At 54.1% G+C, this 16,731-nt stretch carries 16 protein-coding genes; 11 read left to right on the top strand and 5 right to left on the bottom strand.

Features of this window, described 5'->3' with window-relative positions; translation table 11 throughout:
* Positions 1-54 precede the first annotated feature (54 nt).
* The 3 genes from rpsU to rpoD all read left to right on the top strand — a co-directional run bounded on the left by rpsU (position 55) and on the right by rpoD (position 4,488).
* The gene (rpsU, locus tag E0L35_RS23375; RefSeq protein ID WP_008956349.1) at positions 55-270 is read left to right on the top strand and encodes a 30S ribosomal protein S21; all 216 of its coding nucleotides are present in this window, start codon (positions 55-57) and stop codon (positions 268-270) included.
* A gap of 269 nt (positions 271-539) precedes the next feature.
* Positions 540-2,411, top strand: a complete 1,872-nt coding sequence (gene dnaG, locus E0L35_RS23370; protein ID WP_027958017.1) for a DNA primase — start codon at positions 540-542, stop codon at positions 2,409-2,411.
* Between the two features lie 226 nt (positions 2,412-2,637).
* Entirely contained in the window at positions 2,638-4,488 is a 1,851-nt protein-coding gene (gene rpoD / locus E0L35_RS23365; RefSeq protein WP_027958016.1) for an RNA polymerase sigma factor RpoD, read from the top strand.
* 140 nt (positions 4,489-4,628) lie between these two features.
* Here rpoD and E0L35_RS23360 read toward each other — a convergent pair whose 3' ends face one another.
* On the bottom strand, positions 4,629-5,276 hold the full coding sequence (locus E0L35_RS23360; protein ID WP_027958015.1) for a hypothetical protein: 648 nt from the start codon (positions 5,274-5,276) through the stop codon (positions 4,629-4,631).
* 209 nt (positions 5,277-5,485) lie between these two features.
* On the opposite strand from E0L35_RS23360, the gene E0L35_RS23355 reads away from it, so the two are divergent.
* The gene (locus E0L35_RS23355; protein ID WP_027958014.1) at positions 5,486-6,853 is read left to right on the top strand and encodes an L-serine ammonia-lyase; all 1,368 of its coding nucleotides are present in this window, start codon (positions 5,486-5,488) and stop codon (positions 6,851-6,853) included.
* On the opposite strand, the gene E0L35_RS23350 is transcribed toward E0L35_RS23355, so the two are convergent.
* Positions 6,850-7,746 carry a LysR family transcriptional regulator gene (locus tag E0L35_RS23350; protein ID WP_027958013.1) on the bottom strand — a complete coding sequence of 299 codons (897 nt, stop codon included), beginning with the start codon at positions 7,744-7,746 and terminating at the stop codon, positions 6,850-6,852. The two genes, E0L35_RS23355 and E0L35_RS23350, sit on opposite strands and share 4 nt — an antisense overlap.
* Before the next feature lie 130 nt (positions 7,747-7,876).
* Between E0L35_RS23350 and E0L35_RS23345 the strand changes: the two genes are divergently transcribed.
* From E0L35_RS23345 to mtgA, 4 genes are all read left to right on the top strand, one after another.
* Entirely contained in the window at positions 7,877-8,860 is a 984-nt protein-coding gene (locus E0L35_RS23345) for an MBL fold metallo-hydrolase (RefSeq protein WP_027958012.1), read from the top strand.
* Between the two features lie 45 nt (positions 8,861-8,905).
* Entirely contained in the window at positions 8,906-10,015 is a 1,110-nt protein-coding gene (locus tag E0L35_RS23340) for an S-(hydroxymethyl)glutathione dehydrogenase/class III alcohol dehydrogenase (protein ID WP_027958011.1), read from the top strand.
* Positions 10,016-10,111: 96 nt separating this feature from the next.
* On the top strand, positions 10,112-10,966 hold the full coding sequence (fghA, locus tag E0L35_RS23335) for an S-formylglutathione hydrolase (RefSeq protein WP_009288687.1): 855 nt from the start codon (positions 10,112-10,114) through the stop codon (positions 10,964-10,966).
* A gap of 10 nt (positions 10,967-10,976) precedes the next feature.
* Complete coding sequence (gene mtgA, locus E0L35_RS23330) at positions 10,977-11,693, top strand: monofunctional biosynthetic peptidoglycan transglycosylase (protein WP_009288686.1); 717 nt, start codon at positions 10,977-10,979, stop codon at positions 11,691-11,693.
* A 98-nt stretch (positions 11,694-11,791) separates the two neighbouring features.
* On the opposite strand, the gene E0L35_RS23325 is transcribed toward mtgA, so the two are convergent.
* On the bottom strand, positions 11,792-11,992 hold the full coding sequence (locus tag E0L35_RS23325; protein WP_027958009.1) for an EAL domain-containing protein: 201 nt from the start codon (positions 11,990-11,992) through the stop codon (positions 11,792-11,794).
* Positions 11,993-12,087: 95 nt separating this feature from the next.
* Positions 12,088-13,026, bottom strand: a complete 939-nt coding sequence (locus tag E0L35_RS23320; RefSeq protein WP_138801566.1) for a DMT family transporter — start codon at positions 13,024-13,026, stop codon at positions 12,088-12,090.
* 144 nt (positions 13,027-13,170) lie between these two features.
* On the opposite strand from E0L35_RS23320, the gene E0L35_RS23315 reads away from it, so the two are divergent.
* The 3 genes from E0L35_RS23315 (at position 13,171) to E0L35_RS23305 (ending at position 16,463) form a co-directional block, all read left to right on the top strand.
* Entirely contained in the window at positions 13,171-13,563 is a 393-nt protein-coding gene (locus E0L35_RS23315) for a DUF4168 domain-containing protein (protein ID WP_138801565.1), read from the top strand.
* Between the two features lie 262 nt (positions 13,564-13,825).
* Entirely contained in the window at positions 13,826-15,736 is a 1,911-nt protein-coding gene (locus E0L35_RS23310; protein WP_138801564.1) for a DUF294 nucleotidyltransferase-like domain-containing protein, read from the top strand.
* A 1-nt stretch (position 15,737) separates the two neighbouring features.
* Positions 15,738-16,463, top strand: a complete 726-nt coding sequence (locus tag E0L35_RS23305; protein ID WP_022522392.1) for a 3'-5' exonuclease — start codon at positions 15,738-15,740, stop codon at positions 16,461-16,463.
* 76 nt (positions 16,464-16,539) lie between these two features.
* On the opposite strand, the gene E0L35_RS23300 is transcribed toward E0L35_RS23305, so the two are convergent.
* Positions 16,540-16,731 (bottom strand): IS3 family transposase (locus E0L35_RS23300; protein WP_138800108.1); only part of this gene is annotated, 192 nt, incomplete at its 5' end.

Below are 16,731 nucleotides of genomic sequence, written 5' to 3'. Positions count from 1 at the left end.
TCGCAGTGTACGTACTATCCGAACTCAAGACTCCTTAAGGTAGGTGAGTGCTTAATGCCTTCTGTAAAAGTACGTGATAACGAGCCGTTTGACGTCGCCCTGCGTCGCTTCAAGCGTTCTTGCGAAAAAGCCGGTGTTCTTTCTGAAGTACGCCGCCGCGAGCACTATGAGAAGCCGACTGCTGAGCGTAAACGCAAAGCGGCAGCTGCCGTAAAACGCCACGCTAAGAAAGTTCAGCGTGAGCAAAAGCGTTTCGAACGGCTCTATTGATCCGTACCCGAGGGGGCCAGAGCAGTTAGCTGGTCGTCTCAAGAGGGATGCCAAGCGGCCGCCACTAGGTGGCCGTTTGTTTTTGACTGTTGTTCTTCAAAGCTATCGTTTTTCAAGGCTGTCCTTCAAGACCGTCGTTGCTAAAGACCGTCGTTGTTTATGATGACCTGATCTGGCAATGGGTCTGATGACTTTAAGCAGTGTCTTAAAAAACTGGTTTTGAAAACAGTCTCGAAAGTTAGCGCTTTGCGCGAGGATGCCCGTAGTTCATGGCAGGCCAAATTCCACAGCGTTTCATTGATGATCTGTTAGGCCGCGTTGACGTGGTCGAGGTGGTTGGTGAGCGCGTGCAGCTTAAAAAGGCTGGCCGTAACTACTCTGGGCTGTGTCCCTTCCATCAAGAGAAAACCCCATCGTTTACCGTCAGTGCTGATAAGCAGTTTTATCACTGCTTTGGCTGCGGAGCTAATGGTAATGCACTACGCTTCTTGATGGAGTACGACAAACTACCGTTTCCTGAGGCGGTAGAGCAGTTGGCCGGTCGCCTGGGTATTGAAGTGCCGCGTGAAGGCGCTGATGACCCGCGTGCCCAGCAGCGTGAAAAGAAGCGCAAAGAGGGCGTTAACCTGCTCGAACTCGCCGCCAGTTTTTATCGCGAGCGATTAAAGATGCAGGAGGGCCAGCCTGCCCAACGCTATTTGTCGGGCCGTGGGCTCTCGGACGAGGTGATCAAGACCTATGGCATTGGCTATGCCCCGGCGGGTTGGGAGGCGCTAAAACAGCATCTCAGCGAGCGTGGTATCGGTGAACCAGTGCAGGTGGAGTATGGCCTGCTGATTCATCGTGAGGATACCGGGCGTACCTACGACCGTTTTCGTGATCGGGTAATGTTCCCCATTCGCGATTTGCGCGGTCGTACGATTGCCTTTGGTGGTCGAGTGATGGGCGATGATCAGCCCAAATATCTCAACTCGCCGGAAACGCCCGTATTCCATAAAGGTCGTGAGCTTTACGGCTTGTATGAGGCGCGCCAAGCCTCGAACAAGCTTGAGCAGTTGATCATGGTCGAAGGCTATATGGATGTGGTGGCGCTGGCGCAATACGGTATTCATAACGCTGTGGCGACGCTGGGTACCGCCACCACGGAAGACCATTTGACCCGCCTGTTTCGACTGGTGAGTCGCGTAGTGTTCTGTTTCGACGGTGATCGTGCCGGGAGGCAGGCGGCTAGCCGGGCATTGGAAACCGCACTGCCGCAAATGATTGATGGCCGTGAAGCGCGCTTTCTGTTTCTGCCCGAAGGTGATGACCCGGACACCCTGGTGCGCCGTGAAGGCACCCAGGCATTTCAGGATCGCGTGACCTGTGCCATGCCTCTGTCGGAGTTTCTATTCGAACAGGCGGCCCAAGGGCGCGACTTGAATACCGTGGAAGGGCGCGAGCGGTTTGCCAGTCAGGTGCTCGAAGCATTGAACAAAGTGCCTGAAGGCATGCTCAAATCGCTACTGCTGGAGTCATTGGCAAAGCGTAGTGGGCTGGCGCAAGAGCAGTTGAAAGTGCTGCTCGAAAAGCGTTCCCAGGCGTCGCAGCGATCCGTCACCCAAGGTGATGTTTCGCAGGAGCCGGTAGAGCAGTTGGAGTCCGAATCGGCCTCATCCGCCATGAACAACGGCGCTGTTTTGGCAGCGCCAGCCCGCTCATCGCGCTCACGTTCTCAGGCGCTCTCCCCGGTTGGGCGTATCGTGCAGCTGTTATTGCATGAGCCCAACCTGGTGGCCACGCTCCCTGATCATTTGGAGTGGTTGCCGGAAGATGACGATGCGCCGCTATGCCGCGAGCTGATTGAGTTGCTCAATGCAGGGCGCTACCGCAGCCCACAAGTGGTGTTGGCGCATTTTCAAGGCAGCCAGCAGGGGCAGGCCTTGGCGGCTTTCGCCAAGCGCGAGCTGTTGATTCCCAAGGCAGATCGGGAAGCAGAGCTGAAGGGATTGGTGGAACACTTGCAGTACGTTCAGCGCCAGCGTTCTCCTCAAGAGGAGTACACGGCGTTGCTGGCGCAGGAGCGCGCCGGGCAAAAGTTGGATAAGGAGCAGCGCCAGCGTTTGGCAAGCTTGGTAATGGAGCTTGCTCAGCGCCAATGAGGCGGTGTCTTGGGCGATGGGGGTTGAATTCCTAGCGTTTCAGCACCAGATATAGGGTCAGCCACCGAGCGTTGGCCTAACCGAACAAACTAACACACCTGAATTACCGCGCAAATACGTCGAGCTGGAAAATTTCTTGCTTTTTACGCTATACTGTACGGCTTGTTGAGTTTAATCGATTCAGCGCTCCAGGTGTTTCATTCTTCTTCGTCGAGATAGGGTTTCTATGGCTGGAAATGCGCAGCAGCAGTCGCGTCTGAAGGAGTTGATCGCTCGAGGCAAGGAACAGGGTTACCTGACCTATGCCGAGGTCAACGACCATCTACCTGAGGATATCGCCGACCCGGATCAAGTGGAAGACATCATTGGCATGATCAACGACATGGGTATAAGTGTCGCTGAAGAAGCGCCAGATGAAGACACTTTGATGATGTCGGATCAATCCACGGACGAGTCCGCTGCGGAAGAGGCCGTAGCGGCCCTTGCCGCCGTGGAAAGCGATGTAGGCCGCACCACTGACCCCGTACGCATGTATATGCGTGAAATGGGCACGGTTGAACTTTTGACCCGTGAAGGCGAAATCGAAATCGCCAAACGGATCGAAGAGGGTACCCGTGAAGTGATGTCGTCTCTGGCCTATTTGCCGGGTGCCGTCGCGTCTATTTTGGACGCCTATGATGCTACCCAGGATGAAGAAGCGCCGGGGCGTCTTTCGGATCTGTTTTCTGGTTTCATCGATCCCGATGAGGGTATCCCCGGCGTTGCCGAAGCAGAGGTGCCCGAACCGGAGCCTGAAGCCGAGATTGACGACGACGTTGAGAGCGACGGCGACGATGAGGACGAGGATTCTACGGCCAGCGAGGGCGGCCCAGATCCCGAAGAGGCGCGTGCACGTTTCGAGCAGATTCGCGAGCAGAACGCCTTGGTGGAAGAGGCGTTTGCCAAGCATGGCCGCGGCAGTGCTGAGTTAAAGGCCGAGCAAGCCCGCTTGGCGGTGCTTTTCTCGCCTATCAAGCTGGTGCCTAAGCACTTCGAGCGCTTGGTCGGTCAAGTGCGTATCAGTGTTGAGCAGGTGCGTGCCCAAGAGAAAGCGGTCATGCAGCTGTGCGTGAAAAAAGCCAAGGTGCCGCGTAAGACGTTTATCAAGTCGTTTCCTGGTAATGAGTCGAGCAAAACATGGCTGGATGAATTCCAGGCAGCGCAGAGCAAGTACGCAGACCGCCTTGAGCCGTTGCGCGCCGATATTGCTCGTGCTCAGCGCAAGATCGCCTTCGAAGAGGATATGGTGCAGCTCTCGGTTGCCGACCTTAAAGAGGTGAATCGCAAGCTCTCGATTGGTGAGGCGAAAGCTCGCCGTGCCAAGAAAGAGATGGTTGAGGCTAACCTGCGCTTGGTGATTTCGATCGCCAAGAAGTACACCAACCGTGGTTTGCAGTTCTTGGATCTCATCCAGGAAGGCAACATCGGCTTGATGAAAGCGGTCGATAAGTTCGAATACCGCCGTGGTTATAAGTTCTCGACTTACGCCACCTGGTGGATTCGTCAGGCAATTACCCGCTCGATTGCCGACCAGGCGCGCACCATCCGTATTCCGGTGCATATGATTGAGACGATCAACAAGCTCAATCGCGTCTCGCGCCAGATGTTGCAGGAAATGGGCCGTGAGCCAACGCCGGAAGAACTCGGCGAGCGTTTGGAAATGCCGGAAGATAAAGTACGCAAAGTGCTCAAAATCGCCAAAGAGCCGATCTCCATGGAGACGCCGATTGGTGACGATGATGATTCACACCTGGGTGACTTTATCGAAGACGGTACCATGCTGCTGCCCATTGATATGGCTACCGGTGAAGGTCTTATCGAAGCAACGCGCAACGTGTTAGGCGGCTTGACCGCCCGCGAAGCGAAGGTACTACGCATGCGTTTCGGTATCGATATGAACACCGACCATACGCTGGAAGAGGTGGGCAAACAGTTTGACGTAACCCGTGAGCGAATTCGTCAGATTGAAGCCAAAGCGCTGCGTAAGCTGCGTCACCCCAGCCGCTCTGAGCCGCTGCGTTCGTTCCTCGACGAGTGAATGTCGTAAGTTGTGAGTGGTAAATAGAAAGTCGTAAGTGGTGAATAGAAAGTAGTCGCCGCTAAGACCAAAAAGCCCGCCGTTCTCTGAACGGCGGGCTTTTTTATGGGGACTATTGTTGAAGACGATGTGTGCCGCGCTTAATTGGGTATCTGCCGGGCTTTATAAATGCGGCGAGCCAGTAGTAGCAATTCCAGGGTGGCGATCAGAATCAGGCTATAACCGAGTAGTTCGACGACTTCTTCAGCAACACTCTTAAAGGTTCCTGAATAGCTGTCTTCAAGAATGGCTTGCCAGAACTCTTGCCGCCCATACAGGCGCGAGAATATATAAGTGGTCAGCACGCCTGCCGTAAACAAACCAAAGGCGAAGGTGTTGCTGTAATGAGTGAACTCCGCAAGAAAGCGTTGGCGCTGCTTCACCACCCAAAAAAGCGATGGGAGAATAATCAGTGCAACGAGTACCTTCCAGGTGTTCTCAGCCACATAGTTATCTAAAAAGTGATCCTGTTCGCGTACCAAGGAGGCGGCCACAAATGCCAGCAGTAGCAGTGTAACGGTGGGCCACACTTTAAGTACATGACGAATGTAAATCAGCATTGCACAGCAGGTGGCCAGCACCAGGGTCTGGGTAAACTCGGTAAAGCCCAGCTCAGAAAACCGAACTGAGGGTAAATAGAGCGCTTCTAAATAGGCACCTTGGGTAATCGCGCCGATAAACAGCACGTACAGCACCGCACGTACTAAGATGGTTCGAAATCCGATAGGCCAGGCAGGGGGGGAAGACATACCAACATCCTTTGTGGGTAAGCAGCGTAGCTACTACACAATTTTGCAATGACATGTGCATATAAAAACATGCAGGGTTGAATGTTCATTATATCGTCACAGTTATGTGTTGGCACGTCGATATTGCGGTTAATCACTCGACGTTTGGTCATCGGCGCTGCAAAGTGTCCCATAGGCAGGTAATAACAGTGTTGTGAGGCGTAATAGACATGGCTATTAGTGTGTTTGATCTTTTCCGAATTGGCATCGGGCCATCGAGTTCCCATACTGTGGGCCCGATGCGCGCGTCGCGAGATTTTGCCTTGGCGCTTGGCGATACCCGCGTTACCCGGCTGGTGGTAAGGCTTCATGGGTCACTTGCCGCCACCGGGGTGGGCCACGGTACCGATCAAGCCGTCATCATGGGGCTGATGGGCGAAGCACCAGAAAGTATCGATCCAGACACGATTACGTCGCGGTTAAAACAACTTGCCGAAGGCGAGCCGCTGTTGTTGGCCAATGGCCAACAGATCGCTTTTGACGCTCATAACGATGTCGAATGGGATGAGGCCTGTTTGCCGTTCCATCCCAATGCCATGGTGCTGAGCGCCTATTGTGATGACGCGCTAGTGGCGACCAATACGTTTTACTCCCTCGGCGGCGGTTTTTATGTCGATCAAGCGAAGGCAGATCAAGGCGAGGTCGGTGAAGATGCTACTGAACTGACTTACCCCTTCAATACGGCAGCCGAACTACTCGCACTATGCCGGCAGCATCAACTGCGTATTAGCCAGCTTATGCTAGAAAACGAGAAAGCCTGGCGTAGCGAATCGACCATTCGTGAAGAGCTGCTGACCATCTGGCACGCTATGAGCGATAGCATTGAGAATGGCCTGCGTGCGACAGGCCATTTGCCCGGTGGATTAAATGTGCGCCGCCGTGCGCAACTGCTCCACCAGCAGTTGCTTCATCCACCGGAAAATCAGCGTCTGATCGTGTCGAGTTTTACCGTAATGGATTGGGTTAACGTGTTTGCGTTGGCAGTAAATGAAGAGAACGCCGCCGGGCGGCGGATGGTCACTGCGCCGACCAACGGCGCAGCAGGCATCGTGCCCGCCGTATTAGCGTACTACTTGAAGTTTGAACCCGACGCTAGCGAAGCTGATGTGGTGGATTTTCTGCTTACCGCCGGGGCCGTAGGCATTTTATGCAAAAAGAACGCCTCCATTTCCGGTGCCGAAGTGGGCTGCCAGGGTGAAGTGGGCTCCGCTTGTGCTATGGCGGCCGCTGGGCTTGCCGAAGTGCTGGGCGGCACGCCGGGGCAAGTGGAAAATGCAGCTGAGATCGGCTTGGAACATAACCTCGGGTTGACCTGTGACCCGGTAGGCGGGCTCGTTCAAGTGCCTTGTATCGAGCGCAATGCGATTGCCTCCGTCAAAGCTATTAATGCGGCGCGTATGGCGCTGCATGGCGACGGCGAACACTTTATATCGCTGGATAAGGTGATCCGAACCATGCGTGATACCGGCCGCGATATGCAGGACAAATACAAAGAGACCTCCAAGGGCGGGCTCGCGGTCAATGCTATCGAGTGCTAGGCAAGCGGATTGCTGGGTAGCAGGGTGTCTATATTAGCGACCAGGTAGTCGACCAGTTGGCGGATTTTGGGTGACAGGTGGCGGTGGCGGGGGTAAACCGCCCAAACGGCGGTATCGTGATGCTGAAAGGGCTCAAGCACGGCCACTAGCTCGCCGCTGGCCAAGTAGGGGGCAACGTAGTAGTCCGGTAGTTGCGCAAGCCCCAGCCCCTTGCGCGCCGCGTCTAGCAGCGCTGGCCCGGAATTGCCCGACCAGCACCCCTCGACACGCACTTCACGACGTTGGCCGTTGACTTCAAACAGCCAGTTGGGCCGTGAGCCAATCAGGCAGCGGTGCTGACTAAGTTCCGCCAAGGTGTGGGGGCGCGGCGCCTGGCGGAAGTAGCTCTGTGAGCCGACGATATACTCACGGCGGTCACATAGGCGTCTGGCGATCAGGCTTGAATCCTTTAATACGCCCATCCGAATGGCAATATCGTAGCCCTCTTCAATGAGTTCTACTGGTCGGTTAGTGAAGTGCATATGAACGTCCAGCTGCGGATGCAAACACTGAAAGTCATTAACCAGCGGTGCGATAAAACGCTCGCCAAAGGTGGTGGCCGAGGTAAGTTTAAGCAGCCCATTGGGGGTAGCCTGAAGTTCGCTAAGCGCCTGCTCGGCATCGCGTAGCCCATCAAATAGATGGCGGCAGTGTTCCACGTAGATAGTGCCCGCATCGGTTAAGCGGATCTGGCGGGTGGTACGATAGAGCAACTGCACGCCCAGCTGGTTTTCGAGCTGGCTGACCAAACGGCTGATATGCGAGGTCGATACCTTCAGGTGGCGGGCCGCAGCAGAGAACGTGCCTAAACGCACCACCTCAACAAAGGCTTCGATACGGCTCCAGTGCTGCATGCTAACTCCCTGGGTTGATAGCGATTGTTGCTGTGTGGCAATAATTTTATGAGTGTATCCCGGTTTATCAAGAACGCCTAGCTGGCCTACACTGCTAGCATCGCTAGCCTATGACTGGAGTCTTTTGCTTATGTCTATATCTTTATCTCAGTGGTCTCGCGGTGCGCTAGCAGTGGCCGTGAGCGCTGGCTGGGCAGTCAGTGCCCAGGCAGAGCTGCCCGCCCAGCAGCAGGAGCAGGCGCCAGGTTGGTTTCGCATGATGGTTGGGGAGTATGAGGTAACCGCGCTATACGATGGCCATACGGCTATTGATACCTCCTTGCTAAAAGGCATGGAGCAAGAAGAGATTCTCCGCCACTTGGATGCGCTATTTATCGATGCAGAGAGTGGCATGCAAACTGCGGTCAATGCCTTTCTTATTCACACTGGCGAGAACCTTGTGCTGGTCGATGCCGGCTCGGCTGCTTGCTTTGGCCCCTCATTAGGTCAGGTGGAGAGTAACCTACGCGCTTCTGGCTACTCGCCGGAGGATGTCGACACGGTGTTGATGACTCATCTGCATCCTGACCACGTGTGTGGTTTGGCCAATGAGGAGGGCGAAGCGGTTTATCCCAATGCTGAACTGCGTGCCAGCCAAGCGGATGCCGATTTTTGGCTGGATGAGGAGCGTGCGGCTGCGGCGCCTGAAGCCAATCAACCCTTCTTTACCATGGCTCAAGACGCGGTAGCGCCTTATCAGGAAGCTGATCGTTTCAACCCCTTCACGGCTGGTGATGAAGTTCTGATGGGCATTGTTGCCCAAGATACACATGGCCACACCGCCGGACACTCAAGCTTTATGCTCAATAGCGATGATGACGCCATGCTGGTATGGGGGGACGTAGTACACAGCTACGGCGTTCAATTTGCTGATCCCACTGTCGCTATCGAGTTTGACTCAGACCCCGAGCAAGCCATTCGCACTCGAGAAGAAGTGCTCGAAAGCGCGGTTGAAGATAAGCACTGGGTCGCCGGTGCCCACATGCCATTTCCCGGCATTGGTCATATCGTAAAAGATGAAGAAGGCTATCGCTGGCTGCCGATTGAATTTGGCCCAGTGGCAGTTGACGAGTAACGGCTTAGTGTCTGTTGTTGAAGTAATGAACATTTAGGAGTCAATATGAAATCACGCGCAGCTGTTGCACTGGAAGCGGGTAAGCCGCTTGAACTGGTTGAGATCGATGTTGAAGGCCCGAAGGCGGGGGAAGTGCTGGTTAAAATGGCCGCGACAAGCGTTTGCCATACCGATGCTTACACGCTCTCCGGTGCTGATCCCGAAGGTAACTTCCCTGCCGTGTTGGGCCATGAAGGTGCTGGCGTTGTACAGGAAGTCGGCGAGGGCGTTACCAGCCTTAAGCCAGGCGACCATGTTATTCCGCTTTACACCGCTGAGTGTGGAAAGTGTAAATTCTGTTTGTCGGGCAAAACCAACCTGTGTGGCAGCGTGCGTGCTACCCAAGGTAAAGGGGTCATGCCTGACGGTACCTCGCGTTTTTCACTCGAGGGCAAAATGCTTCATCACTATATGGGCACCTCCACGTTCAGCGAGTACACCGTGTTGCCTGAAGTCTCCCTGGCGGTGGTTTCTAAAGAAGCACCCATGGATAAAATCTGCCTACTGGGCTGCGGCGTGACCACCGGCATCGGTGCGGTGCTCAATACCGCTAAAGTAGAGCCGGGCGCCACGGTGGCAGTGTTTGGTCTCGGGGCTATCGGTTTGGCCGTCATCCAAGGCGCGGTCATGGCCAAGGCGGGGCGTATTATTGCTATCGACGTCAACGCTGATAAATTTGAGCTGGCCAAGCAGTTTGGCGCCACTGATTTTGTGAACCCCAAAGAGTATTCAGATCCAATCCAGCAGGTCATTGTCGATTTGACCGATGGCGGCGTTGACTACTCCTTTGAGTGTATCGGCAACGTCAATGTGATGCGCTCAGCGCTGGAGTGCTGCCACAAAGGCTGGGGTGAATCGATCATCATTGGTGTCGCTGGAGCCGGTGAAGAGATCTCCACACGGCCATTCCAGTTGGTCACCGGGCGGGTCTGGAAAGGCTCCGCCTTTGGTGGCGTAAAAGGACGCAGCGAGCTGCCGGGCTACGTTGATCGTTATATGAACGGCGAAATCAATATCGACGATTTCATTACCCACGATATGCCGTTCGAAAAGATCAATGAAGCGTTTGAGTTACTGCATGCGGGCAAGAGCATTCGTACCGTGCTGCATTACTAGGCCTAGCATTATTAAGTAGTATAGAAAGCACGTTTGAAACGCTAAAACGCGGTAGGGTAGACCTGCCGCGTTTGCTGTATTTAAAGGAACCTGCCCATGAGCATGAGTGAAACTCTAGAACTGGTGTCTGCCAACCGTAGTTTCGGGGGCTGGCATAAGCGCTACCGCCACTATTCCCGTGCGCTGGACTGCGACATGATCTTCGCCGTTTACTTACCACCCCAGGCGGAAAACGAGCGCGTACCGCTGCTGTGGTGGCTCTCGGGGCTGACCTGTAATGACGAAAATTTCATGCAGAAAGCGGGCGCTCACCGTATTGCCGCTGAGCTGGGCGTGGCGATTGTTTGCCCTGATACCAGCCCACGGGGCACCGACTTGCCCGGCGAGCATGAAAGCTATGATTTAGGCTCTGGGGCTGGGTTTTACGTCAATGCCACCGAGTCACCCTGGAAGCCCCACTATCGCATGTACGACTATGTGATTGAGGAGTTGCCTTCTGTAGTGCGTCAGCACTTCCCGGTCAATGGGCGCGAATCGATTAGCGGACACTCGATGGGTGGGCACGGAGCATTGATCCTGGCGCTGCGTCATCCAGGTCGTTTCCGCTCTGTGTCGGCCTTCTCACCGGTGGTGAACCCGATGAACTGCCCTTGGGGGCAGCAGGCGTTTAACGCCTACTTGGGGGACGATCAGTCCCGCTGGCGTCAGTACGATGCCTGTGAGCTGGTGGCCAACGGCGCATCACGCCAGAGGCTGTTTATCGACCAGGGCGAAGCGGATCAATTCCTGGAAGAGCAGCTTCAGCCAGAGCGTTTAGAAGCCGTTTGCGAAGAGCATGATCATCCGTTAACGCTGCGCCGCCAGCCGGGCTACGATCACAGTTACTTCTTCATTGCCTCGTTCATCGAGGATCATCTGCGCTATCATGCAGATCACCTCATGAAGCGTTAAGGATAACGGGATGCTCAATCGCTTGCTGCGCCGTTTTATGCGTCTGCTATGGCGGATTGTATGGCGCGGCGTTTTAGCGTTTGTACTGTTGTCGGTCGCGCTGGTCTTGTTGTTTCGGGTCGTTCCACCACCGGGATCGATGGTGATGGTCGAGCGCAAAATTCAGAGCTGGATCCACAGCGATCCGATTCGTATACAGCGCGAGTGGCGAGGTTGGGACTCGCTCTCGGTGAACGCTAAGCTGGCAGTGATTGCCGCGGAGGATCAGCGCTTTCCACATCACGGCGGGTTTGATCTGGTCGAACTGCGCCGCGCATTGCAGGCTAGCCGGGACGGCGGACGACTGCGCGGTGCCAGTACCTTGAGCCAACAAACGGCTAAAAACGTTTTTCTGTGGACAGGTCGCAGCTGGACGCGGAAGGGGCTAGAAGCGTGGTTTACGCTACTGATCGAGATACTCTGGAGCAAGCAGCGTATTTTAGAGGTCTATCTCAACGTCGCCGAGTGGGATCGCGGTGTGTTTGGCCTAGAAGCCGCTGCTCAGCACTATTTTGGAGTTTCTTCAGCTTCGTTAACTGAGCGCCAGGCAAGTCTTCTCGCGGCTATCTTACCCAGCCCCCTGACGCGCAGCGCCGCACGCCCCGATGCCCAGGTTGAGCGGCGAAGCCAGTGGATTCGCCAGCAGATGCGTAACTTAGGTGGGGCTGATTATTTGCAACATCTATAGCTATTTTCATATAGCTATTTTTAGCCACGCTATTCGTATTTAGCGTCGTCAATTTCCGCGAGTGCTTCCAGATTGGGATAGGAGAAGTAATAGCCCTGCTACATGGGAAGACCCAAGGGCAGCAGGCCGCGTGATTCCTCACGGGTTTCAACACCTTCAGCAATTAGCTGAGTGCCCAAGGTTTTTGCTAGTGCCACCAGGCTATGCAGTATGGCTTGGTAGCACTTGTCGTTATCGCCCCCCAATTGATGATCGGTTGAAACACCATCGTGAATGCAAAAGGTACCGGAGAATTGCAACGGTTACAGTGTCCGTTCACCCTGGCACAGTGGTGTTGTGCTGACATGTTTAGCCAAGCCCTGGAATAAAATTATCGACCATTATAAAAATCGGGTCATCGCCTACTCGCCTTAGGGCCGGGTTTCCGTATCACCATCACTACCCCAGTGATGGCCACCAACATACCCACAAGCCCTAACAAGGGAAGGCGTTCGTCAAAGAGCCACCACGCCTGAAGCGCCGTGACTGGCGGCACAAGATAAAAAAGACTCGCTACACGCGAGGCTTCCCCCTTTTTAATCAAGGCCATGAGTAACAGAATAGCGGCAATTGAGAGAATCAACACCAACCAGCCCAGGGTCAGCACAAAGGTGCTGCTCCACTCCACTTGGCGCGTCTCAAAAAGCAGGGCACCAACGCCTAGCAGAGCGCCTGCTGCCAAATACTGAATAACCGCCCCGGAAAGCAGCGGCATGCTGGTGCAGTATCTTTTCTGATAGAGCGTACCCAGCGAAATCCCCATTAACGCGGCGGTGACACACAGCAGAGCACTAATCCCGAAGCCGTCAAACAGCGACTCACCCAGCTCAAGCTTACTGCCGAGGACTAAACTGATACCTATCAGGCCCAGCGCTAGCCCTGTCCATTGGCGCCAAGAGAGCTGCTCACCCAGCAGTGGGCCAGCGAAGGCGGCGGTCAGAAGTGGCTGCAGCCCCACCAGTAAGGCCGCTAAACCGGCGGGCATGCCCAGGTAAATGCCATAGAAGACGCCACCTAAGTAAGCACCATGGACTAGAAAGCCTGATATGGCGATATGTGTCCATAGCCTGGGTGATGAGGGCCAAGGTATCCGCATCACGACGACCAGCGGAGTCAGTAGCAGTAGCGTGAGTACAAAGCGAATAAACAGAAACGTAAAAGGTTCTGCGTAAGGCAGGCCGAACTTCGCACCAATAAAGCCAGTGCTCCAAAGCAGAACAAAAAGTGCGGGCATGGCAGCAAGCCCTGCTGAAGATAAGTCGTTTTTATGTAACTTTCTGAATATGCTAGACATATTATTTCCGAGGTGGCGTGTTTAATTCGTCTTTTAGATACGTTTGGTTCTTTTTGTTACTAACTTTTACATAAAAGATTGAACCTGCTTGAGCATGGCGCGTCACAGAGGGCACATACACAACGCAATATTGAGGTTTCTTCTATGCAACGTATGACTGCTCTGTTCTCCGCTGCCCTGCTCGCGACCGGTTTGATGACGGCCACCGCCCACGCCCAGGAAGAGCAACAAGGCGCTGCACAAGATCCAATGGCAACCCGGCAAGCTCCTGCCCAGGATTTTTCTGACGACCAGCTCCAGCAGTTTGCCGATGCTTCTCAAGAAATTGCGGTTATTTCTCAGGAATATACCCAGCGTCTGCAGGAAGCGGAAGATGAATCAGCGCAACAGGAAGTGCGTACCGAAGCTAACGACCGCATGATCGAAGTGGTCGAAGACAGCGGCCTAGATGTTGATACTTTCAACGCTATTGGTCAATCCATTCAGCAAGATCCGGAAATGATGCAGCGTGTGCAGGAAATGGCTAACCAGTCATAAGTCATACTGCTAAAAGTGGCTGATGTGTTTTTGCTAATTGGGTCTGGCTAATATAGCAACCTTTATTTAGCAACGTTAATATTAGTATGGTTTCGGCCACCAAAGCCCGGTGCATAACTGCACCGGGCTTTTTTTGTGAGCCGATTGGCCTACGGTTAATTTTATTATCCTTAGTGGGGTTTACCTAACTTAGCCTTCCCGCCACACTTTAGATTATGCGTTGATTATCCAGCCTATTGACCGGCAACACCAAGGAGTCCGTATGGATGTCGAACTGTTAGAAATACGCCAACATATGGGACGGTTTCCCCCTTTTGATGGGCTGTCGGATGATCTCCTTGATGCCATTGCTGAGCAGGTGGAAGTGAGCTACTTCAAAACAGGTAGCAGCATATTAACGCTTAACGAGATGCTCAATGATCTTTGCTATATCCGCAGTGGCGCTGTGGAGGTTTATCGTAGTCAGGGCGAGCTGTATAACCGCCTGGGCGAAGGCGATATTTTCGGTCACTTCAGCCTCTTGCGTAACCATAAGGTGCGTTTCCCAGCCCAGGCGATCGAAGATACCCTGATCTATTTTATTCCCAAGGTGGTCTTCCTGCGATTGTGCGAGGAGGATGACCATTTTGCGGATTTTGTCGAGTTGGAGCGACCGCGGCTTGAGAGCGCTGCCGAGCAGCAAAAGAAATCCAACGACATGATGGTGACGCGGATACGCAAGCTGCTAACCCGCTATCCAGTAATGGTGGAAACGTCTACCAGCGTTCAGCACGCCGCGCAGCAAATGAGCGAGGCTCAAGCCTCCGCCCTGCTGGTAATAAAAGAGGGGAGCGATAACCCTCGCTACAGTTTTAAAGATAGCGAAGGCCAAACTTGGCAGATGTGCGGTATTTTAACCGATAGTGATTTTCGTACCCGCATTGTGGCCGAGGGGCTATCGCCACAAACCTCCGTCGGTGAAGTGATTTCCTCGCGGCTAATTACTATCCAGTCTGACGCCTCTGTTTATGAAGCGATGCTGACGATGTTGCGCAGTAACGTGCATCACCTGCCTGTGCTCTATCGTCAGCGCCCTGTGGGCGTAGTGCATCTCTCCGACATTATTCGCTACGAGACCCACAGTGGTCTCTATCTGGTCAGCAATATTTTTAATCAGTCCAGCGCCCAGGGGCTGGCACGCTTGGCGCCGGATGTGAGCGCGGCGTTTGTGCGTATGGTGCAAGAGGGCGCTAACTCGCAGATGGTGGGTAGCGCCCTTTCCACGATCGGACGCAGCTTTACTCGACGGTTGCTGGAAATGGCTGAAGCAGAACTTGGCCCCCCGCCGGTGCCTTATTGTTTTATGGTGAATGGCTCAATGGCCCGTAATGAGCAGAGCATCGTCACTGACCAGGATAATGCGCTGATCCTCTCCGACGAGTTTAATCCCGAAGAGCATGACGACTACTTTTACGCCCTGGCAAAAATTGTCAGCGATGGCTTAGATGCCTGCGGTTACACCTACTGCAAAGGTGACGTTATGGCGACCAACGTTCAGTGGCGTCAGCCGCTCAGCGTTTGGAAGGGGTATTTTCAGGATTGGATGGCCAATCCCACGCCTGAACGGCTGCTGCACAGCTCGATTTTCTTTGACCTGGATAGTTGCTATGGCGAAGACCTTTATGTGGAAACGCTGCAAGATTTGATTGCCGAGACAGCGCCAAAATCACCGCTGTTTTTAGCCGCCATGGCGCGCAATGCCTTAAACCGTACGCCACCGCTGGGGTTTTTCCGTACCTTTGTGATGGAGCAAGATGGTAAGCACAACAACTCGATCAACTTGAAGCGCCGGGGAACTGCGCCGATGGTGGATTTGGTGCGTATTCACGCTTTGGCCTGCGGTTCCAAAGCGCAGAACTCCTTTCAGCGCTTGAATGACATCAGTAAGACCCAACTATTGGCGACCGGCATGAGCGACAAGCTAAGTTATGCGTTTGAGTTTTTATGCATGTCGCGGATTCGCCATCAAATGATTGACCTACAAGAGGATCGCCTGCCGGATAACAATATCGAGCCCGAAAACGTGGCGGACAGCGAACGCCACACCCTGAAAGACGCTTTCCAAGTGCTTAGCAACGCGCAAAAATTCCTCAAGTTCCGCTATCCCATGCCTGCACAACGGCAGGGGCGCTAAGATGCGCGGTATACGCCCACGTCAAAAAATCGTCCAGGCCGATTGGAAGGGCTATATGGCCCAACGAGCGCAACAAGCGAAAAATCCTGCCCTTCAGCAATTCTTTGGTACGCCGTTGCCTGATCCTGAAACGCCCATTTCTGAGGTGCCCATGGTGGCGCTGGATATGGAAACCACTGGGCTGGATGAGAGGCGCCATGCGATTGTTAGTATTGGCCTCGTGCCCTTCACGTTAAATCGTATCAAATTGGCTGAGCGGCGCTATTGGGTAGTGAACCCTTCGCGGCCGCTAGCAGAAGCCTCAATTACCTACCACCACATTACCCATTCAGAGATCGCCCAGGCGCCGGACTTAGATGCGATACTGGACGAACTGCTGGCCCAGCTAGCAGGTCGCCTAGTGGTCGTTCATTTTCGCAATATTGAACGGCCCTTTTTGAATGCAGCTGTCAAAGCCCGACGTGGGGAAGGAGTGCTGTTTCCGATGATTGATACCATGTCGCTGGAAGCGCGGATGCACCGCCAAACCCTATGGGCGCGGTTCCGCCGCTGGCTGGGTCGCCCACCGGTTTCCATCCGTATGCATGCGAGTCGTGAGCGCTATGGCTTGCCCCCTTATCAAGGACATCATGCCCTGGTGGATGCATTGGCCACCGCAGAGCTATTGCAGGCGCAAATAGCCACCCATTATCGACCTGAAACGCCATTGAAAGATATTTGGTGTTGATGCTTAGCTGTCGACATACCAACAAAAACGGGCAACCCATTGGTGAACTGACCCCATAAACTTGGACAGTGAAAAACTAAGCAGCCAAGGCCTGATTTCGGTACTGCACCGGACTCAGGCCTTTTAATTTGGTCTTAATCCGCTCGTGATTGTAGTAATGGATATAGTGCCGAATGCCCGCCTGTAATTGCTCAATGGTGTCAAAGCGGTTCAGGTAAAAATATTCTGACTTCAGCGTACCAAAGAAGCTCTCCATTGCGGCATTATC

The sequence above is a fragment of the Halomonas sp. ATBC28 genome (assembly GCF_005937175.1).
GTDB lineage: Bacteria > Pseudomonadota > Gammaproteobacteria > Pseudomonadales > Halomonadaceae > Vreelandella > Vreelandella titanicae.
Note: the sequence above shows the minus strand (reverse complement) of the source record. Positions and strands in the feature narration are given on the sequence as shown.